Origin of the sequence: Mesorhizobium ventifaucium (assembly GCF_935822925.1) — a bacterium.
In the GTDB taxonomy this organism is placed as follows: Bacteria; Pseudomonadota; Alphaproteobacteria; order Rhizobiales; family Rhizobiaceae; genus Mesorhizobium; species Mesorhizobium ventifaucium.
Genome location: NZ_CAKXZS010000030.1, coordinates 1 through 19,594, shown reverse-complemented (window position 1 = coordinate 19,594; position 19,594 = coordinate 1). Strand labels below are relative to the sequence as shown.

Genomic DNA, 19,594 nt, shown 5'->3' with positions numbered 1-19,594 from the left:
GAGGAAACCTTGGCGGCAATCCCACCTGTCTGCGATTTCGGCTGGCAAGCCATCGATGCCGTCTTGCCCGGCGTCGACGGCAAATCGCATTCGATCCTCAGCCAGGCCGGTCCGAACGGGCTGGTGGTGGCCTTCATCTGCAACCACTGCCCCTATGTGAAGGCGGTGATTTCACGCATCGTCCGCGATGCCAACGACCTGAAGCCCGAAGGCATCGGCTTTGTCGCGATCAACTCCAACGATGCCGACGCCTATCCGGATGATTCCTTCGACAACATGAAGCTCTTCGCCAGGACGAACGGCTTCACTTTTCCCTACCTCCACGACGAGCGCCAGACGGTGGCGCGTGCCTATGGAGCCGTTTGCACTCCGGATTTCTTCGGGCTCAACAGCGAATTGACGCTGCAATATCGCGGCCGGCTGGACGCGGCGCGACGCGACGCCGGACCGCCCGGGCTAAGACGCGACCTGTTCGAGGCGATGAGACAGATCGCCCGAACCGGCGACGGACCGCTGGACCAGATTGCTTCGATCGGCTGCTCGATCAAGTGGAAGGATGCTGCATGAACGTCGGGGCAGGCAGGCGGTTTCGATCGCCGAAAGCGATCCTGTTCGATCTCGACGGCACGCTGGTCGATTCGGCGCCTGATATAACCGCCGCCGTCAACGAGTTGCTGGCCGGTCGCGATCTGTCGCCGCTGCGCCTGGAGCAGGTCAAGGCGATGATCGGCGGCGGCGTCAGGAAACTGGTCGAGCGCGCCTTCGCCGCTTCCGGCACGCCGCTGCTCGGCAGTGCGCTTGACGAGGCCAACCGCGCCATGACGCCGATCTACCGCAGACATCTGACCGGCCTGACGACGCTGATGCCTGGCGTCAGGGAGGTTCTCACCCACTTCCATTTGAGCGGAATAGCCATGGGCGTGGTGACCAACAAGCCGCAGTTGGCGGCTCGCGAGATCCTGCTGCATTTCGGGCTGACGGAATATCTCGGCACGATCGTCGGCGGAGACGCGGTGACTTGCCTGAAACCGGCGCCCGACGCTCTGCTGCTGGCGCTCGACCAGCTTCAGGTCGAGCCTCGTGACGCGCTGATGGTCGGAGACAGCGGCGCCGACGTGGCCGCCGCGCGCGCCGCCGGCATGCCCGTCATTCTGCTGCGTGGCGGCTACACGCAAATTGCCGTTGAAGAGCTGGGCGCCGACCTGGTTTGCGACGGCTTGCTCGACCTGCCTTCCGCTATGCGTAGGCTGCAAGACGCCGCGTGACCGGCGCCACCACCAAGGCGCCGGCCGAACGCAGTTTCGAACGGCCGGCGAAGTTACTTCCTACGGAAGAACCGGGCACTTCCGAGGGAAGAACCGGGTTACTTCCGGGGAAGAACCGGGTTACCTCCTGCGGAAGAACCGTGTTACTTGGAGAATTGCTTCAGATAGGCGATGACGTTGGCGAGATCCTCGTCCTTCTTGAGGCCGGGAAACGCCATCTTCCCACCTTTGATCATGCCCTTTGGGTCGCGAAGGTAATTCGTCAGCGTGGCGTCGTCCCATTTGAGGCCGGATGCGCCCGCCTCGGTCATGGCTTTAGAATATTTGAACCCCGGATGCGTGCCGGCCGTCCGGCCGATGACGCCGCTCAATGACGGACCGATCTTGTTCTTGTCCTCGTCGACGACGTGGCAGGCCTTGCATTTGGCGAAGACCTTCTCACCCGCCGCGGCATCCTGTGCCTGCGATTGGTTCGTGATAGCAGTCGCAACGGACACGACGGCGAAAAATGCGATTGCACGCATGGCATTTCCTCATTGATCGTCAAGGTGCCCTGGACGATTTGCGCATGCCTTTGTTTGATCATCGGCATCCTGCATGCTGGAAGCTACCCGGCAGATGAGGGATGTCAACCGCTACCCCGAGTTCAAGGCAGTCGCTTCAGACAAAGGAGCGCGTCCAAGTCGTATTGGCCACCGTCAACGTCGGCGCTGCCCCTCATCCGCCTGCCGGCACCTTCTCCCCGTATAGTGACGGGGCGAAGGGGCTGGCCGCAACGTCGGCGTCCTTTCTGCAACTCTGGAGATTGGCGAAATCCTTTGCGAAGGCGTCCTTCTCCCCGTCACTATACGCGGAGAAGTGCCCGGCAGGGCGATGAGGGGCAGCGCATACCGCGAGCGATTGCGCGCGTATTTTCATTGCTTTGTGACGGCAGTTGTGTTAGGAATTTATTCATGGTCCTGATTTGCGCCACGACCCGCCCGATGAGGCGGGTTTTTGTTTCAGGTATCGGCGCGCCTCTCCATTCGCCGTTGTTGACGGCCATCGGGCGAACGCGTAGCCTCAAACAATTCCGGTTTTCCATGGGCACCTCGGGACTCCGGCATTGGCGGTTTGTCCAGGCTCGCAGACCGGGCCGGATCTCGCCGAAGCGGGCGTCTTCAAGCCGCAAGAGGTGCTGAATGGATATGGTCGACCTCATCTTGACGGTTTGCCTGATCGCCAATCCTGGCAACTGCCGAGACGAACATCTCTATTTCGAGAACCGCGGCTCTCTGTTGCAATGCATGATGCTGGCGCCCACCGAAATCGCGAAATGGTCGCAGGAGCACCCGACCCTCAAGGTCAAGCGCTGGAGATGCGCTTTCCCGAACAAAGACCGTGCGATCTGATCGGCGCCCCGGCCTGTTATGGCCCAGGGAGGAGACATCATCATGATTTCGCGTCGAGGAACGCTCCGCCTGGCAGCTCTCGGAATGGCCGCAGCGCTTGTCCCAAAGCCGTCCTTCGCCACGGTCAAGGTTCGCATCGGTGTGCTAAAATTCGGCACCGTGAGCTGGGCGCTTGACACGCTGAAGCACCACAAGTTCGACGCAGCCAACGGCATCGATCTGGAGGTCGTCGATTTCGCCGGCGAGGATGCAACCAACGTCGCCATGCTGGCCGGCGCGATCGACATGATCGTCTCCGACTGGCTGTGGGTCTCACGCCAGCGCTCCGAAGGCGTCGACCTCACATTGGTCCCCTATTCGACCGCGGTCGGGGCGATCATGGTGAAGGAGGGAGCGCCGATCCGGACGATCACCGATCTCAGGGGAAAAAAGATCGGCGTCGCCGGCGGACCTCTCGATAAAAGCTGGCTGCTGATCCAGGCGCTGGCCAGACGCGATCACGGCCTCGACCTGGCGGCAACGAGCGACATCGTCTTTGGCGCGCCGCCGCTGATTTCGGAAAAGGCGATGCAGGGCGAGCTCGATGCGGTGCTCAATTTCTGGCACTTTTGCGCCCGCCTCGAGGCAAACAGCTTTCGTCGGCTGATCGGCGCCGATGCTGCGGCGAAAGCGCTCGGGGCCTCGGGCGCCGTGTCGGCGCTCGGCTATGTCTTTCATGACAAATGGGCGAACGAACATCCGGACGCCGTCACCGGCTTCATCAAGGCTTCGGCCCAGTCAAAGGACTTGCTGGCCAGATCCGACGACGAGTGGCTGCGCCTTGCGCCGATTATCCGCGCGCAAGGCAAGGAACTGGCCAAACTGCGTGACCGCTATCGCGAGGGCATTCCCAGACGCCCCGTCGCCGAGGATGCGGCCGACGCCGGCAAGCTCTACCGTGTGCTGGCCGAGATCGGCGGCGAAAAGCTGGTCGGCCGCGCGCCGGAGATGGCGCCCGGCACGTTCTGGCAGGAACTGCCGCAATGATGAGCCCACCTGACACCGGCGATCGCCCGCCTGGCGCTGCGGCCGGCACGTCCAGCCAATCCGGTCTTGCAGCGGCGCTGACACCGGTGCTGACGGTGGCGGTTTCCCTGCTCGGGCTTTGCCTGCTGTGGGGTCTTGCGGCACATGCCTGGCCGAGCCGCGCCTTTCCAGGGCCGGGACAGGTCTGGCAGGTGCTGCTCGCAGAGGCGGCGAACGGCGATCTTTTCTACCATCTCGGCGCGACGCTCGGCCGGGTTGCCGCGGCATATGTCGTCGCGATGGTTGTTGGCTCGCTCATCGGCGTTCTCCTCGGCAGCCACCGCAGCGCAGACCGGTTCTTCGCTCCCTGGGTGGTTCTGTTCCTCAACATTCCCGCGCTGGTCGTCATCGTGCTCGCCTACATCTGGTTCGGCCTCAACGAAGCGGCGGCGATTGGCGCGGTTGCCGTCAACAAGATCCCCAATGTCGTGGTGACGATGCGCGAAGGCGCCAGGGCGCTTGATCCGACTTACGCCGAAATGGCCGCCGTCTACCGTTTCGGCCTCCTCGATCGCATTCGCCACGTCCTGCTGCCGCAACTGCAGCCCTATCTTGCCGCCGCCTCACGGTCCGGCATCGCCCTCATCTGGAAGATCGTCCTGGTGGTCGAACTGCTCGGCCGCTCCAATGGCGTCGGCTTCCAGATCTATCTTTATTTCCAGCTTTTCGACGTCGCCGCCATCCTTGCCTACACGCTGGCTTTCGTGGCGGTGATGCTTGTCATCGAACTCCTTGTGGTGCAGCCCGTTGAACGACATGCAACCCGTTGGCGCCGCCGTCCCGCTTAGGGTCGACATCGCCGAAAAGACCTTCAGGTCCGCACAAGGCGTCTCGATCACGGCGCTTCAGGACCTTTCCTTCGAGGTCCGGCAAGGCGAATTCGCCTGCTTGCTGGGGCCGTCCGGCTGCGGCAAGACCACGACGCTGCGCATCCTGCTTGGGTTGGACAAGGACTTTTCCGGCTCGTTCCACCTGCCTGAAGGCGGCTCCGACCGGATCGCCGCCGTGTTCCAGGAGCCGGTCTTGCTGCCGTGGCGGACGGTGGAGCAGAATGTCAGGCTGGCGCTGCCGAAAAGCCTGAGAACGAAAAATCTCGACGGGCTGTTCGACACGCTCGGCCTCGCCGGCATGCGCTCGCTCTATCCGGCGGAGCTTTCGCTCGGCCTTGCGCGCAGGGCAGCGCTTGCCAGGGCCTTCGCCACCGAACCGGCGGTGCTGTTCCTGGACGAGCCCTTTGCCTCACTCGACGAACGGACCGCCGAGCGGCTTCGGCACCTGCTTTTGACCGTGTGGTCGGCGCGGCCGACGACCGCCCTGATGGTGACCCACAATCTGCGCGAGGCCTTGATGCTGTCGGACCGCATCATCGTGCTCGCGCAGCGGCCGGCCCATGTGCTCGGCATGTTCGACGTAAGGCTGCCGCGGCACTATCGCAATCCACAGGTGATGAGCGACCTATTGCGGTCATTCCAGCAAAAATTTCCGGGCGTGGCCTGATCGCCTACAGTTCGTAATCGGGAGGAAGCCATGCCGATCGACAGGATACGACGCAAGCTTGTGAACGGCTTCGCCTGCACCGCGGTCAGCGCGGCGATGCTGCCCTGCTGCCTCGGGCGGGCCGCTGTCGCCGCAGCCTACGGCCTTGAATTCAAGCTCAGGAAGGTCGCCGACGGCGTCTTCGCTTTCCAGGGCATCGATGAATTGATGAGCGCCGCCAACCAGGGCGCGATCTCCAACCTGGGCGTCGTCGTCGGCACCGATGCCGTCGCCGTCATCGACAGCGGCGGCAGCCTGATCGAGGCGAACGCCCTCATCGCCGCAATCGGCAAGATAAGCGCCAAGCCGGTCCGCTACCTGATCAACACCCACATGCACCCCGACCATGTCTTCGGCAACGCGGCGTTCCGGCAGATCGGCGCCACCATCATCGGCCACCACAATCTGCCGCGCGCCCTCGAGGCACGCGGCGCCTTCTACCTGCGAAACTTTCGCGAACAGATCGGCGACGCGCTCATCAAAGGCATCGAGATCATACCGCCGACGATGCTGGTCGACGATCGCCTGCAGCTCGACCTCGGCGGACGCGTGCTCGAATTGCAGGCATGGAAGGCGGCTCACACCGACAACGACCTGACCGTCTTCGACAGCGCGACCCGCACGCTGTTTGCCGGCGATCTGGTTTTCATCGGTTCCTTGCCGACGCTCGACGGATCGCTGCTCGGCTGGCTCCGCCAGATGGATGCGCTCGCCGCGATCGGCGCAGTGCGTGTCGTGCCGGGTCATGGCCCGGTGCCGGCCGACTGGCCGGCGGCGCTGACGGCGCAGCGGCGCTATTTCGAAATTCTGGCGCGCGATGTTCGCAAGGCGATCGCCGACGGGATGCCGCTCCGCGAGGCCGTCAGGACCGCCGGCGCAAGCGAACGGGGCAATTGGCATCTCTTCGACGACTACAACGAGCGCAATGCAACGGCCGCCTTTGCCGAACTCGAATGGGAATAGATCACAGCGACAAGCGTTGTGGATCGATTTGCCAACGCATCGTCAAGGGTCTATCCTCGAGATCGGCCTGGGCACCACCTCTCTGAGATTGGTGGAGGCATCGAAATGCAGAACCACGCTTACCGGAGCCGGCAACTCGGCTTGCCGCTCGCAGCCGTCTTTGCAGCGATTGTCCTGGCCGTCGGCACGCTCTTTGGTTCCTCCGGAGTCGCCAACGCCCAGCAGTCAACCGCGTCTTCGAACAGGATCTGGCAGGATCTGAAAGGCGACGTGTTCGGCGATCGGGCAATTCTGGTCGATAGCGGCGTCGTCAGGATCGAGGCGCCGAAGCGGGCGCAGGATGCCGCCATCGTGCCCGTCGACATCTATATCGACCCGGCCAAGGCGCCCGACGGCATCAAATCCGTCACCTTGATCATCGACGTCAACCCGGCGCCGGTGGCGGCGACGTTCCAGATCGGCAAGGACGCCGGCGTGACGCATCTGTCGACGCGCGTGCGCGTCGACGACTATTCCTATCTGCGTGCCATAGCAGAAACGCAGGGCGGCGCGCTCCACATGGCCCAGACCTTCGTCAAGGCGTCAGGCGGATGCTCCGCCCCGGCGGTCAAGAACCAGGACGAGGCGATGGCGACGATGGGGCAGATGAAGCTGCGCCAATTCCCGCCGCAAGAGACGATGACGAAGGCGCAGGAATTGCAGCTGATGATCCGCCACCCGAACAATTCGGGCCTGCAGCGCAACCCGCTGACCCAGTATTTCATCCCGGCGCATTTTGTTCAGAAACTGTCGGTCTCGCAGGCAGACCGGCTAATCCTGTCGATGGAAGGGGGGATATCGATTTCGGAAGATCCCAATTTCCGGTTCGATTTCACCGCGCACGGCACTGGCCAAATCCAGGTCGAAGCGATCGATACGGATGGCAAGGTATTTCGCCATCAATGGCCGCTGGAGGTTACGGGGCTTTGAAACCTCGAAACGGCATGCAGCGCGTCGCATGAATCCATTCAAGTGCGACGCGCTTTAGAAGCAGCGCATGTCGGCCTCCGCCTGCGCGCGCTTCAGCTCCGTGCTTGCGGCTTTTGACGGCGCGTTTTCGCGGAACAGTCCCGAACGCTCCCCTGTCGTCAGGGACATGCTCTTGAAGGTCTCGGCCCTTTCATAATCCTCGAATGGAACGATTGAGGCGATGACGTCGATCGAGCAGGAACAGCGCTCCAGCGCCTGACGCGTCTGGCCATTGGTCCGCATGCAGCCGAGCACATAGTCGACAACCGTCACTGTCGGATAATCTCCGGCGGCGCCGGCCGGATTGGCGAAGGCCAGGGCCGACGTGAGCAACAGCGGCAAGCTCGAAAAGCCGACATATCTGATCATGGAGAACCTCCGATTGGCCCGGAACGTGACAGATCGAGCCCACTGGATCGAGACGGATCACCGCACCAGTTGGCCTCGCGAACCCACGCCAGTCAAGTTCTCGTGCAGGCCATATAGTACCAAAGGACAGGGCCGTCCCGGCCGGCAAAAGGCCTCCCCGACAGCACCAACATCCGCTCCGAATCCTGGTGCTGACCTTCATTTCATGTCTGCTCCACTATCGGCACAGGGAGCGACGCGCGCATACTTAAAGTCACACGCTCCAACGAATATTCCCAAATAAAAATCAATACATTTCGCCAGAAAAATACGCAAAATTTAACCACTTATATAAATCTCGCTCCATCCACAGTCGATCAATAGCTTTCTGTCCGGGCTTTTTCACATCTATTTCTCTATATTGCAGTGCAACATAAGCGGAAGTGATTTTTCTTGCCTTCCGTCTGGCGATGACATAGCTTCATCCTGTTTCCGGCTTCAAGGGCGTCACCGTCATTAGGGAGCGGCGACAGTCTTTCGTAGGCCAAGTGGGATGGGCAGTAACGGTGCCCTCTGCTCATTCGGCTTAGGTCGTGACACGCTGCCGGAAATACTTCCCCCACATGAATCGCTTGGGCAAGCCCTGGTGGGCTCAACGGACGATTCGTCATTGTGCACCCTGGGAGGACTTTGATGCGTGTATTAGCGAAAACTGCCTACCTACTAACGACCGCGGCGCTCATGTCGTTCGGCGCGGTCCACATGACGTCGGCCAATGAAGAGCTGATGAAAATGGCCTCTGATGCCAAGAACTGGGCAATGCCCACGGGTGATTACGCCAACACCCGTTACTCGAAACTGAACCAGATCAACAAGGACAATGTGAAGAACCTGCAGGTCAAGTGGACGATGTCCACTGGCGTGCTGCGCGGCCATGAAGGCGGCCCGCTGGTGATCGGCGACGTGATGTATATCCACACGCCGTTCCCGAATATCGTCTACGCTCTCGACCTCAACAATGAAGGCAAGATCCTCTGGAAGTACGAGCCCAAGCAGGATCCGAACGTCATTGCGATCATGTGCTGCGATACGGTCAATCGCGGCGTCGCCTATGGTGACGGCAAGATCATCCTCAACCAGGCCGACACGACTGTTGTGGCGCTCGATGCCAAGACCGGCAAGGTCGTCTGGTCGGTCAAGAACGGCGAGACCGACGGCAGCAAGGGCGAATCCGGCACAGCCGCGCCTATGGTCGTCAAGGACAAGGTCATCATCGGCGTTTCAGGCGCTGAATTCGGTGTCCGCGGCTGGACCGCGGCGTATAACCTCAAGGATGGCTCGCTTGCCTGGAAGGCTTATTCCACCGGTCCGGATGCAGAGACGCTCATCGATCCGGAAAAGACCACTCATCTCGGCAAGCCCGTTGGGCCGGATTCCGGCATCAACACCTGGGAGGGCGAGCAGTGGAAAACCGGTGGCGGCACGACTTGGGGATGGTTCGCTTATGATCCCAAGCTGAACCTGGTTTACTATGGCACCGGCAATCCCTCGACCTGGAACCCGGTCCAGCGCCCGGGTGACAATCGCTGGTCGATGACGCTCATGGCGCGCGATGCCGACACCGGCGTGGCCAAATGGCTCTACCAGATGACCCCGCATGACGAGTGGGACTATGATGGCGTCAACGAGAACATTCTCGTCGACGGCATGGAGATCAACGGCGCCAAGCGTGACGTGCTGGTGCATTTCGACCGCAACGGCTTTGCCTACACCATGGATCGCGCCAATGGCGAGCTTCTCGTCGCCAAGAAATACGATCCCACGGTGAATTGGGCGACCGAGGTCAACATGGACCCCAACAGCGACCAGTATGGCCGTCCGCAGGTCGTGGCCAAATATTCGACCCAGCAGAACGGCGAAGACACCAACTCGACGGGCATCTGCCCCGCCGCGCTTGGCACCAAGGACCAGCAGCCCGCGACCTATTCGCCGAAGACCGGACTGTTCTATGTGCCGACCAACCATGTCTGCATGGACTACGAGCCTTACAAGGTAAGTTATACCGCCGGCCAGCCCTATGTCGGCGCGACGGTGGCGATGTACCCGACGCCAAACAGCCATGGCGGCATGGGCAACTTCATCGCCTGGGACGCGGCCAAGGGCGAGATCGTTTGGTCCAAGCCCGAGCAGTTCTCGGTCTGGTCCGGCGCGCTTGCCACCGAAGGCGATGTGGTCTTCTACGGCACGCTGGAAGGCTACATCAAGGCCGTCGATACCGAAGGCAAAGAACTCTACAAGTTCAAGACGCCGTCGGGCATCATCGGCAACGTCAACACCTTCGAACATGGCGGCAAGCAGTATATAGCCGTCCTGTCGGGTGTCGGTGGCTGGGCTGGCATCGGCCTCGCAGGTGGCCTTTTGGGAGCCGAAGGCGCCGCAGCCTGGCAAACGGCAGTGGCGGGTGAGAAAGCTCCGACCGATGAGGAAAAGTCCATCTCCACGGCTGGTCTTGGCGCGGTCGGCGGCTATGCCGCTCTTGCCGACTACACGACGCTGGGCGGTCAGCTCACCGTCTTCGGCCTCCCGGATTGATCTTCCGGGGCATCGCACGACCCTTGCGATGCAAAGGCCCATGGCCTGAGAAATGGCCCGAGAAACGAGAGCCCGGATCACCGGCGAATGCCCGCCGGGCTCTCGATTTCGCCGCGTACCCGAAACACCGATCAATGCCGCTTCACGACAGCAAGACCGTGTGCAGGCGAAATGAAGGAAAGAGTCTGAATGTCGGTTCGCATTGTAATTTCCGCTCTCGCTCTGGCTCTGCTGCCTCTGGCAGGCTCAAGCCTCGCACAAGCCCAGGACAGCGCGGAAAAAGCCAAGGCAGTGACGGAAGAGGACGGCAAGAATTTGGACGCGGACGGAAATCCGACCTACAAGATCGAGAACGGAAGCGTGGATTGGTACACGTTCAGCGGTTACCGCCGATATCACTCCGACTGCCATGTCTGCCATGGGCCGGATGGCGTCGGCTCGAGCTACGCGCCGGCCCTGGCGGAGACCATGAAGAACACCGACTATGGAACCTTTCTGTCGATCGTGGCCGAGGGTCGCAAAAACGTCGGCGGCGGCAAGGAAAACGTCATGCCGGCCTTCGGCGACAACAAGAACGTCTACTGCTACATGGACGACCTCTATGTCTATCTGCGCGCACGCGCGGTCGGCGCTGCTCCCCGTGGCCGCCCGCCCAAGAAGGCGGAGAAGCCGCAGGCAGCCAAGGACCATGAAGCGTCCTGCATGGGAGGATGAGATGAGTTGGTACCGCGATAGGCTGCGCCTCTTCCTGTTCGCTGCCACGGCGGCCGCGTTCGTCCCCGCCCATGCGCTGGCGCAAGATGCGGGCCTCGGCGCCGCCGGAGAGCTGGTCGACCCGGAAGTGCTGCGCGTCTGCGCCGATCCCTCGAACATGCCGTTCACCGACCAAAGTGGCGAAGGTTTCGAAAACAGGCTGGCGGAACTGGTTGCCGAGAAGACCGGCCGGAAATCAGTCGCTTATACCTGGTTTCCCATGATCACCGGTTTCGTGCGCAACACGCTGACAGCCAACCGCTGCGACGTCATCATGGGATACGCGCAGGGCGACGAACTGGTCCAGAACACCAACGCCTATTACCGGTCGGCTTATGTGCTGGTTTACCGGAAGGGCGGCGGCCTCGGCGGCGTCGAAACCATCGAGGATGCCAGGCTCGCGGACAAGAAAATCGGAATTGTCGGCGGAACGCCGCCGGCTTCCAACCTGGCCGCGGCCAAGCTGATGCGGAGCGCCAAGACCTACCCGTTGATGGTGGACACGCGCATCGCCCCATCAATGGCTGAAGTCATGATCAAGGATCTTTTGGCAGGCACGATCGACGCCGCCATCGTGTGGGGGCCGATGGCGGGCTACTACGCCAGAAAATCGGGCGCCGATCTCACTGTGGTTCCGCTGATGAAGGAAAAAACCGGCGCCCGCATGTCATACCGCATCACCATGGGCGTGCGTCCATCCGACCAGGAATGGAAGCGGACGCTCAACCGGGTGATCAGGGAAAACCAGACGGAAATCAACAGGATCCTGTTGGAGTACAATGTGCCGCTGATCGACGAACACGACAATCCGATCACGCAATGACGAGAAACGTATGAAGGGTATGAAGGGAAAGGAGACGATTTTGCTGGTCGCTGCTGGCCTTCTGGGTCTGACCGGATCGATGTGGGCCGAACCGATGTGGGCCGGCGAGATCGCCGAGCCCGGCGGCTACCGGATGGACGACTATCGGGCGCCGGTGCCGCAGACGCTGCAGGGCGCGAAGGTGGTGACGACGGCGGAGGCGGAGGCGCTGTGGCGGGAGAACAAGGCAGTCTTCTTCGACGTCATGCCGAACACGCTGAAGCCGACCAATCTGCCGGCAGGAACGATTTGGAGAGACACGATCAGAAAGGACATCCCGGGCAGCACCTGGCTGGCCAATGTCGGCTACGGTGCTCTCTCCGAGGAGACTGCCAACTATTTTCGCCAGGGCCTCGCGGCCGCAGCCGGTCCCGACAAGTCGCGTGCCATTCTGTTCTATTGCATGACGAATTGCTGGATGTCGTGGAATGCCGCGAAACGGGCCATCGAATGGGGCTACAGTTCGGTGATCTGGTATCCGCCCGGCGCCGATGGATGGGAAGGTGCAAACCTTCCGCTGGAGGAAAGGAAGCCTTATGTGATTAGCAATTAAGCGGGAGCATTGTTATTTTCAATCGTGTTGTTTTTCGATTTTTCAGAACCTGCCGTTTCATTTGTCCATTTGAGAGCTGATGGACGAGCCATTGCAATGGTGCCCAGCAATGGATGACTGAGAAAAGATCGGCCCCTTCGGGCTGGTAGAAGAGGAGAAATGCCATGAAGAAGAGCTGGACAAAACCGACCATGTGCCAGGTTGCTGCGGGCTTCGAGATTTCGCGGTATCTGCCTGCTGAAATTCCTCCCAAGAAGTAGGCCGCAGAGGTGCGTGTCCCCGGCAACGGGGACACGCACTGGCTTGCCGCGCGAGGTCTTGGTGAAAGGCTTTGACGCGTTCAATGCGGGCGCGAAGCCATTCGCGTTCGAAGATTTGCTGTTGGTTGAACAAGCCGCAGAGCGGGCATTGCAATGCGCTTGAAGATCATCGGCTCGGCGGCAGGCGGCGGCTTTCCGCAGTGGAACTGCAACTATCGCCTGAGCCGCGCGGCTCGCACCGGGATGGCTGGCGTGCATTCGCGAACCCAATCAAGCATCGCCGCCTCGGTGGATGGGGCCGGCTGGGTTCTCTTCAACGCCTCGCCTGATATTCGCAAGCAGATTGCGCAAACGCCTGAATTGCAGCCCGCGCATGATGCGCCGTTGCGTTCGACGCCTATCCGCGCGGTGTTGCTGACCAATGCCGATGTCGATCATGTCGCCGGCCTGCTCAGCCTGCGTGAGCGGCAGCCCTTCGCCATCTACGCAACGACACAGGTTCTGGCGACGCTGGAGGCGAATTCGATTTTCAATGTTCTCGATCCGGCGCTCGTGCCGCGGCGCATCTTGCCGCCGGCTGAAGAACTGGCGATCTGCGATGCAGACGGCCACGACACGGGCGTGACTGTCGAGAGCTTTCCCGTGCCCGGCAAGATAGCCCTCTACCTCGAGGAAAGAAGCCGCCCGGATGCCAATTTCAGTTCCGACGCCGGCGACACGATCGGCGTCCGTATCACTGGTGCCGGCAGCCGCGGCTCCGTCTTCTATATCCCAGGCTGCGCGCGCATCGATGAGGCCCTGCGCACGCGCCTGGCCGATGCCGCCTGTGTACTTTTCGATGGCACGGTCTACACCGACGACGAGATGATTGCCGCCGGCGTCGGCCAAAAGACCGGTGCGCGCATGGGGCATCTGGCAATGTCGGGAGACGATGGGTCGATCGCCGGCCTGGCCGATGTGAGGATCGGCCGCCGTGTCTTCGTCCACATCAACAACACCAATCCTGTTCTGGACGAGAATTCCGCCGAACACGCAGCTGTCAAAGCGGCTGGCTGGGAAGTCGCCCGCGACGGCATGGAGATGGAATTTTGAGTGCTTTCCACGACGCGGCCAGGAACGGCCTGTCCTCCAGCGCGCTCGAAGCGGTGCTGCGGCAGGTCGGCGCCGAGCGCTATCACAACCGCCATCCCTTCCATCACAGGATGACCAGCGGTGCGCTGTCGCGGACCGAGATGCAGGCTTGGGCGCTGAACCGCTATTGCTACCAGGCCGTCATCCCGCGCAAGGATGCCATGATCCTCGCACATGCGCAGGACCCGGCGTTTCGCGCCGCCTGGCGCAAACGCATCGAGGACCACGATGGCGAGGACGGCTGGAGCGGCGGCATCGCGCGCTGGCTGCATCTGGCGACCTCGCTCGGCCTCGATGCCGATGACGTGAAGAGCGAAAGGCTGGCGCTGCCGGCGACACGTTTCGCGGTCGGCGCCTACCTCGCCTTTTGCACGAACCGGACGCTGTTCGAGGCGGTCGCCTCGTCGCTGACCGAGATGTTCTCGCCGCTCATCATCGGCGAACGGGTCCCGGCGATGCTGGCCAAATACGACTACATCACCGAGGATACGCTGGCCTATTTCAGCCGACGGCCCGAACAGGCCTCGCGCGACTCCGACTTCGCCCTCGCCTACGTGCTCAGCCATGCCGACACGGCGGAACGCCAACAGCAGGCGATCGATGCGCTGGTGTTCAAATGCGATATACTGTGGGCCATGCTCGACGCGCTTCAACACGCCTATGGCGAGCCCGGAAACATCCCGCCCGGCGCCTTCCGTCCGGAGCCAGCCCGATGATGGCGCTGCGCGAAAGAGCCTTGGTGTCGCCGCAGTCGGTGCCATCGCTGCCGAAGCACGTGCGCATACAGTACGACCCCGTGCGGCAGGCGTTCGCCGTGCTCTCGCCGGAAAAGGTGTTCTGGCCGAACGACATCAGCCTCGATATATTGCGCCGCTGCGATGGACGGTCGACGGTCGGCCACATCATTGCCGGCCTTGCCGCAGACTATGACGCCGAACAGGAGGCCGTGGCGGCCGACGTCGTCGCCTTCCTGCAAGAATGGTCGGACAAGCTGCTGGTAAAACTATGAGCGAGCCCCTTCTCCCTCCGATCGGCATGCTGGCGGAACTGACGCATCGCTGCCCGCTGCAATGCCCGTATTGCTCCAATCCGCTCGAATTGCTGAAAGCCAATCGCGAACTCGATACACAGACCTGGCTCGACCTGTTCTCGCAGGCTGCCGATCTCGGCATTCTCCAGGTGCATCTGTCGGGCGGTGAACCGACGCTGCGCCGCGACCTCGAGCAATTGATCGCCGGGCTTTCGGCGCGCGGCGTCTACACCAACCTGATCACCGCCGGCGTCGGCATTGCCGAAGGCCGCATCGAGGCGTTTGCCGAAGCCGGGCTCGACCATCTGCAACTGAGCTTTCAAGGCGCACGGCCGACGACCACCGACCGCATCGGCAATCACAAAGGCGGCCACGAAAAGAAGCTGGAGACGGCACGCCGCGCCCGCAAGGCCGGCCTGCCGCTGACCATCAACGCGCCGATCCATCGCCACAACATCGAGGAGGTGCCGGAATTCATCGACCTGGCGCTTTCGCTGGGCGCGGAGCGGCTCGAGATCGCCAACGTGCAGTATGCCGGCTGGGCGCTGACCAATCGCGATCAACTGATGCCCGAGCGTGCTGCGGTCGACCGTCAGGCGGAGATCGTCGCGGCGGCGCGCGAACGGCTGACCGGCATCATGAACATCGATTTCGTCACGCCGGATTATTTCGCCATCTATCCCAAGCCGTGCATGGGCGGCTGGGCGCGCGACGCCTTCATGGTGGCGCCAGACGGCACCGTGCTGCCGTGCCATGCCGCACAGACCATCCCGTCGCTCAGCTTCGAGCGTTTCGGACCGCGCAGCCTGGCCGAAATCTGGACTGATTCGCCGGCATTCAACGCCTTTCGCGGCACCGACTGGATGCAGCAGCCCTGTCGCAGTTGCGAACGGCGTGAGATCGACTGGGGCGGCTGCCGCTGCCAGGCGATGGCGATCGCCGGCGACGCCGCCGCGACGGACCCGGCTTGCGCGAAATCGCCGATCCATGCGCGCATGGCCATGCTGATCGATGAAGCCCAGCGTGCTGCGGCAGTTCCTTCGAGCGACGAACAATTCGTCTACCGGCGGATCGGCGTCGTCACCGAGCCCGCCTGACGCGCCTGAAGTTCTTGTTGTTATGCGTGTCGTTATCCCAAAACCGCTGCGCACCCTCGGGTCAGGCCCAAGGGCATACTTTTGGGCGACATGCATTATTCCCCGGTCTCGCGCTCGCGCACCGCGTCGGCGAATGCCAGTGCGTCGCGATTGACCGCGATATTGTGCACGCGAAAGATCGAAGCGCCCTTCAGCCGCAGGATGACGCTTGTTGCTGCTGTGCCGACGTCCCGCCCTTCGTCACCGTCGCCGACCAGGTGATGGGCAAGGCGCTTGCGTGACGTGCCGACCAGCAATGGAAAACCGAGCGCGCGCAATTCACCGAAGCGAGCCAGGAGCTCGAGGTTTTCTTCGCCGTCCTTGGCGAAAGCGAAGCCGGGGTCGAGCACGATCCGATCGTCCGGGATGCCGGCGCCGCGCGCGATCTCCAGCGATCTGTTCAGGAACAGGAACTGGTCGGCGATCACATCCGCCAGTTTTTCGCGGCCGCGCCCGGTGTGCATGATGACGAGGCCGGCGCCGGTTTCCGCCGCGACCTGCGCGATGTCGGGTTCGCGCTGCAGGCCGTGCACGTCGTTGACGATATGCGCGCCCGCCGCGACCGCCAGCCGCGCCGTCTCGGCCCTGTAGGTGTCGACCGAAACCAGGCAGCCGCCGTCGGACGACAGCGCCTCGATGACCGGCAAGATGCGCGATTGTTCCTCGCGCGCCGAAACGGCGCCGGCGCCGGGCCGGGTGGATTCGCCGCCGACATCGATGATCGCCGCGCCCTCGCCGATCATGCGCCGCGCCTGCTGGGGCGCCCGCTCCGGCCGGTCGAATTCTCCGCCGTCGGAAAAACTGTCCGGCGTGACGTTCAAAATCCCCATCAGCAACGATTTCGCGCCAAGATCGAGATGCCGTCCATGAGCAAGCTGCCAGCGCGTCATGCGTCAACCTTTTTTCGTATCAGATGCAATTCGCGACAAGATTGTCACTCACACGAACCCGGTTTCCAATCTACCTATGCCCGCGAAACAAAAGGAGCGTAGCAATGACCAAGGAAAGCTTTATCTACACGACCTATATTGTCTCGACACCGGCAAAGGTGTTCGAGGCGATAACCAAACCGGACCTCGCACGGCGCTACTGGGGCCACGAGAACGTCTCCGACTGGAAGCCCGGTTCGAGCTGGCAGCATATCCGCGCCAATGACGACCGGACAGTTGAGCTCGTCGGCAAGGTCGTCGAGGTGTCGCCGCCGACCCGTCTCGTCATCACCTGGGCAAACGCTTCGCAGGCGTCGGATCCGGCGAGCTACAGCCGGGTGACCTTCGAGGTCGAGGAATACGAGGCCATGGTCCGGCTGACCGTCACCCATGACGAACTCGAAGCCGGCAGCGGCATGGCCAACGGCATCAAAAAGGGTTGGCCGATCGTCCTTTCCAGCCTGAAATCCTTCCTCGAAACGGGTCAGGCGATCGATGTCTTCGCCAAGCCGCGCGCGTCCGAACGGGCGGCCTGACCCAGGACAAAGGACCGAGCAGATGAGCACTCCCTACACCGGCGGATGCGCGTGCGGCGCGGTCCGCTACGAGGCAAAGGCAGCCCCGATCTTCGAGAACCACTGCCAATGCCGCGATTGCCAGAAAAGAAGCGGCACCGGTCACGGATCTTACCTGACGTTTCCGTCGCGGGCGGACGTAACGATCACCGGCGTGACGACGGACTGGCGTGTCGCGGCGGACAACGGAAATGAGAAAATCCATTCCTTCTGCCCGGTCTGCGGAACGCCGACACACTTGACATACGCCGCCATGCCGGACGTGATCACGGTCCATGCCGCAAGCCTTGACGATCCAGGCCGGTTCAATCCGACCGTGGTGACCTACGGTATCCGGGCCCTCCCCTGGGACAAGATGGAAACGGGGCTGACGACGTTCGAGAAGATGCCATCAGCCTAACGGCCCGGCGGCAGGGCGGACGCGCACTATCGTCAGGAGGCGGATCTGCGCCCACCACAGGCGCGGATCGCATTACGGTGCACACCCATCCTGACCGCATTGTCGCCCCTGAGGTCGACCAGGCGAAGGTTCGCCCCGGTCGCGATCTCCGCATAGCGCCGTTGGGTCAGCTCCACCTCCTCTATCGGAAGATCGTCGACAAGTCCTTCGCGCCGATCCCGCAGCACGGCCTCGAGAAAGCATACTTTCAGGCAATCGCCGAGATAGAGAACGCCGAACCGGTTGGCAGGGACCCGCCGCCGCGGATCGCTGAAGCGACTTGGCGACTTCCCGTAACCCAACGGATCAGGATAGGTACTCCAGTAGATCCGACCGAACGTCCGACCCGCGGTATGGTCTCGATTTCGAGCTTTGCGCGTCCGAAGTCAGGTGGAGGCGGAACGCCCGGCATTCAGTCGAAATCGCCCCGTGCCACACCTTCCGCAGCGGCTAGCACCGACGCATCATCGCCCTGCTGAAGGGCTCGAAGACCTGTTCGTCCATCGAGCGCACCGTGACGAGACATCAGAAACCGGTAGACACCCCATGCACTGTTACCCAACATCGCATAGAGCGCCGGCAATGCCCCGAATGGTCGGCCGTCGTTGTCGAGTTGCCACACAGGAAAGCGGAACCCGCGCTTGGCGCCATCGATCCCGAGCAGCTGCCCGCTCTGCCGCTTGGCGTTGACCGTCACCCGCGACATGCCGAGCAGCTTGGCAAAGGCTTCCGCGCTTAGCATGTCTTCGCCGGCGACAATTTCGGCGACATGCTTGCGGCCACGCTGGCGCGCAGCGGCAAGCGCCGCTTCAAGTTCGGCGTCGGGCATGCCCGTGTCTTCGGCAGGAAACAAATCATCCGAGGCGATCGGCTGTTCCTCGACCGGCGTGATCGTCTGCGCGCCGACGGCTGGATCAACCTCGACCCGGAACGATACGCGGTGGCCGATCTTGCGACTATGCGCGATCGCCTCTTGATAGCGCTCGAGCAGCACCTTCTTGAAGTCCGACTGCGACGGCAGTTTCGTGGTAAATGCCATTGTGGTAACGCCCGCATGCGATGCGGTCACGCTATGATTGCTGCGCTTTGGAGCGGCCATGATGACAACCTCCTGTTTCCATCAATGTGAGACAAGTTGCAAATTCGTCAAGTTGGATAACTTCGTAAAGCAGCGCCCCTTGCGTCGACGGACTGCCGATCACGATGCCCACGCCCGACAACTTCCCCGTCATCTCGCGAGGGCCGAGCTCGCCGATAAAATTGAGCGCGCCCTGCTCCGAGGGTTATAGCACCGCTTGGATCATGTCGGTCGATTCGATCGGCCGCGAAAAGTACGAGTTGAACCAGATCGGCCAGTTTCGAGCTAGTCCCATGGATCGCAACGACAGCGTTCCTTGGCGATCTCTCTGGGAACGGAGTCCTTACCAGGGCTGAGTGCTAGTCAAGAATTCGTTTTTAGCGCGAGTGCCTTAGTAGATTATCGCCGACGACCCGGGGCGGTTTTTCGGTCCCTGATGTGGCTCCGCCCTCACCTGCCGCCGAAGCTGCAACGCGGCGATTTGGATCAATTCCTGACCCAGACGGTAACGTCGAACGCAAGTACAGCAGGCTATCCAATGGCGATTGCCATGACGCCTCGCGTGCACCGGTAAAGGGCGTGTAGGTGGGGCCGAGCACCACACCTATCAAGGCGTCGATCTCCTTTGAGCTGCCAGGTCGAGCTGCTATCGGTGAGCGCGATCTCACTCCTCCTTCTCC

24 protein-coding genes are annotated in these 19,594 nt (G+C 62.1%); 19 read left to right on the top strand and 5 right to left on the bottom strand.

What is annotated here, in order from left to right; all coding sequences use genetic code 11:
* Positions 1–9 precede the first annotated feature (9 nt).
* Both NMG70_RS24215 and gph read left to right on the top strand, forming a co-directional pair.
* Positions 10–567 carry a thioredoxin family protein gene (locus tag NMG70_RS24215; RefSeq protein WP_254026854.1) on the top strand — a complete coding sequence of 186 codons (558 nt, stop codon included), beginning with the start codon at positions 10–12 and terminating at the stop codon, positions 565–567.
* Positions 564–1,265, top strand: a complete 702-nt coding sequence (gene gph, locus NMG70_RS24210; RefSeq protein ID WP_254026853.1) for a phosphoglycolate phosphatase — start codon at positions 564–566, stop codon at positions 1,263–1,265. Before NMG70_RS24215 ends, gph begins: the two co-directional genes overlap by 4 nt.
* A gap of 143 nt (positions 1,266–1,408) precedes the next feature.
* On the opposite strand, the gene NMG70_RS24205 is transcribed toward gph, so the two are convergent.
* Entirely contained in the window at positions 1,409–1,789 is a 381-nt protein-coding gene (locus NMG70_RS24205) for a c-type cytochrome (RefSeq protein ID WP_254026852.1), read from the bottom strand.
* 657 nt (positions 1,790–2,446) lie between these two features.
* Here NMG70_RS24205 and NMG70_RS24200 point away from each other — a divergent pair.
* From NMG70_RS24200 to NMG70_RS24175, 6 genes are all read left to right on the top strand, one after another.
* On the top strand, positions 2,447–2,656 hold the full coding sequence (locus NMG70_RS24200) for a hypothetical protein (RefSeq protein ID WP_254026851.1): 210 nt from the start codon (positions 2,447–2,449) through the stop codon (positions 2,654–2,656).
* Positions 2,657–2,695: 39 nt separating this feature from the next.
* Positions 2,696–3,682 carry an ABC transporter substrate-binding protein gene (locus tag NMG70_RS24195; RefSeq protein WP_254026997.1) on the top strand — a complete coding sequence of 329 codons (987 nt, stop codon included), beginning with the start codon at positions 2,696–2,698 and terminating at the stop codon, positions 3,680–3,682.
* The gene (locus tag NMG70_RS24190) at positions 3,679–4,509 is read left to right on the top strand and encodes an ABC transporter permease (protein WP_254026850.1); all 831 of its coding nucleotides are present in this window, start codon (positions 3,679–3,681) and stop codon (positions 4,507–4,509) included. Before NMG70_RS24195 ends, NMG70_RS24190 begins: the two co-directional genes overlap by 4 nt.
* The gene (locus NMG70_RS24185) at positions 4,478–5,218 is read left to right on the top strand and encodes an ABC transporter ATP-binding protein (RefSeq protein ID WP_254026996.1); all 741 of its coding nucleotides are present in this window, start codon (positions 4,478–4,480) and stop codon (positions 5,216–5,218) included. The genes NMG70_RS24190 and NMG70_RS24185 overlap by 32 nt, the downstream gene beginning before the upstream one ends.
* A gap of 30 nt (positions 5,219–5,248) precedes the next feature.
* Positions 5,249–6,220, top strand: coding sequence for a quinoprotein relay system zinc metallohydrolase 2 (locus tag NMG70_RS24180; protein ID WP_254026849.1), 972 nt, complete (start codon positions 5,249–5,251; stop codon positions 6,218–6,220).
* Positions 6,221–6,325: 105 nt separating this feature from the next.
* Complete coding sequence (locus tag NMG70_RS24175; protein ID WP_254026848.1) at positions 6,326–7,189, top strand: quinoprotein dehydrogenase-associated SoxYZ-like carrier; 864 nt, start codon at positions 6,326–6,328, stop codon at positions 7,187–7,189.
* 54 nt (positions 7,190–7,243) lie between these two features.
* On the opposite strand, the gene NMG70_RS24170 is transcribed toward NMG70_RS24175, so the two are convergent.
* Complete coding sequence (locus tag NMG70_RS24170) at positions 7,244–7,597, bottom strand: hypothetical protein (protein WP_254026847.1); 354 nt, start codon at positions 7,595–7,597, stop codon at positions 7,244–7,246.
* 672 nt (positions 7,598–8,269) lie between these two features.
* On the opposite strand from NMG70_RS24170, the gene NMG70_RS24165 reads away from it, so the two are divergent.
* From NMG70_RS24165 to pqqE, 9 genes are all read left to right on the top strand, one after another.
* Positions 8,270–10,168: a methanol/ethanol family PQQ-dependent dehydrogenase gene (locus NMG70_RS24165; RefSeq protein WP_436798451.1), complete on the top strand. Its 1,899-nt coding sequence runs from the start codon at positions 8,270–8,272 to the stop codon at positions 10,166–10,168.
* A 189-nt stretch (positions 10,169–10,357) separates the two neighbouring features.
* Positions 10,358–10,882 carry a c-type cytochrome, methanol metabolism-related gene (locus tag NMG70_RS24160; RefSeq protein WP_254026846.1) on the top strand — a complete coding sequence of 175 codons (525 nt, stop codon included), beginning with the start codon at positions 10,358–10,360 and terminating at the stop codon, positions 10,880–10,882.
* A 1-nt stretch (position 10,883) separates the two neighbouring features.
* Positions 10,884–11,744, top strand: a complete 861-nt coding sequence (locus NMG70_RS24155; RefSeq protein ID WP_254026845.1) for a substrate-binding domain-containing protein — start codon at positions 10,884–10,886, stop codon at positions 11,742–11,744.
* 19 nt (positions 11,745–11,763) lie between these two features.
* Positions 11,764–12,336, top strand: coding sequence for a PQQ-dependent catabolism-associated CXXCW motif protein (locus NMG70_RS24150; protein ID WP_254026994.1), 573 nt, complete (start codon positions 11,764–11,766; stop codon positions 12,334–12,336).
* Between the two features lie 164 nt (positions 12,337–12,500).
* Complete coding sequence (locus NMG70_RS24145; protein WP_101954564.1) at positions 12,501–12,596, top strand: pyrroloquinoline quinone precursor peptide PqqA; 96 nt, start codon at positions 12,501–12,503, stop codon at positions 12,594–12,596.
* Between the two features lie 153 nt (positions 12,597–12,749).
* Positions 12,750–13,688 (top strand): pyrroloquinoline quinone biosynthesis protein PqqB, encoded by a 939-nt coding sequence (gene pqqB, locus NMG70_RS24140; protein ID WP_254026844.1) that lies wholly within the window; start codon positions 12,750–12,752, stop codon positions 13,686–13,688.
* Positions 13,685–14,443 carry a pyrroloquinoline-quinone synthase PqqC gene (gene pqqC, locus NMG70_RS24135; protein ID WP_254026843.1) on the top strand — a complete coding sequence of 253 codons (759 nt, stop codon included), beginning with the start codon at positions 13,685–13,687 and terminating at the stop codon, positions 14,441–14,443. The genes pqqB and pqqC overlap by 4 nt, the downstream gene beginning before the upstream one ends.
* A complete protein-coding gene (gene pqqD, locus NMG70_RS24130; RefSeq protein WP_123148295.1) occupies positions 14,440–14,736 on the top strand; it encodes a pyrroloquinoline quinone biosynthesis peptide chaperone PqqD in 297 nt (98 codons plus the stop codon). The genes pqqC and pqqD overlap by 4 nt, the downstream gene beginning before the upstream one ends.
* Positions 14,733–15,854, top strand: coding sequence for a pyrroloquinoline quinone biosynthesis protein PqqE (gene pqqE / locus NMG70_RS24125; protein WP_254026842.1), 1,122 nt, complete (start codon positions 14,733–14,735; stop codon positions 15,852–15,854). The genes pqqD and pqqE overlap by 4 nt, the downstream gene beginning before the upstream one ends.
* Before the next feature lie 95 nt (positions 15,855–15,949).
* On the opposite strand, the gene folP is transcribed toward pqqE, so the two are convergent.
* Complete coding sequence (gene folP, locus NMG70_RS24120) at positions 15,950–16,783, bottom strand: dihydropteroate synthase (protein WP_254026841.1); 834 nt, start codon at positions 16,781–16,783, stop codon at positions 15,950–15,952.
* Between the two features lie 104 nt (positions 16,784–16,887).
* Between folP and NMG70_RS24115 the strand changes: the two genes are divergently transcribed.
* Entirely contained in the window at positions 16,888–17,358 is a 471-nt protein-coding gene (locus NMG70_RS24115; protein ID WP_254026840.1) for an SRPBCC family protein, read from the top strand.
* A 22-nt stretch (positions 17,359–17,380) separates the two neighbouring features.
* Positions 17,381–17,797, top strand: a complete 417-nt coding sequence (locus NMG70_RS24110; RefSeq protein WP_254026839.1) for a GFA family protein — start codon at positions 17,381–17,383, stop codon at positions 17,795–17,797.
* A 32-nt stretch (positions 17,798–17,829) separates the two neighbouring features.
* Here NMG70_RS24110 and NMG70_RS24105 read toward each other — a convergent pair whose 3' ends face one another.
* Together NMG70_RS24105 and NMG70_RS24100 are read right to left on the bottom strand one after the other, a co-directional pair.
* The gene (locus tag NMG70_RS24105) at positions 17,830–18,138 is read right to left on the bottom strand and encodes an RES domain-containing protein (protein ID WP_254026838.1); all 309 of its coding nucleotides are present in this window, start codon (positions 18,136–18,138) and stop codon (positions 17,830–17,832) included.
* A gap of 110 nt (positions 18,139–18,248) precedes the next feature.
* Positions 18,249–18,875, bottom strand: coding sequence for an XRE family transcriptional regulator (locus NMG70_RS24100; RefSeq protein WP_254026837.1), 627 nt, complete (start codon positions 18,873–18,875; stop codon positions 18,249–18,251).
* Between the last annotated feature and the right edge of the window lie 719 nt (positions 18,876–19,594).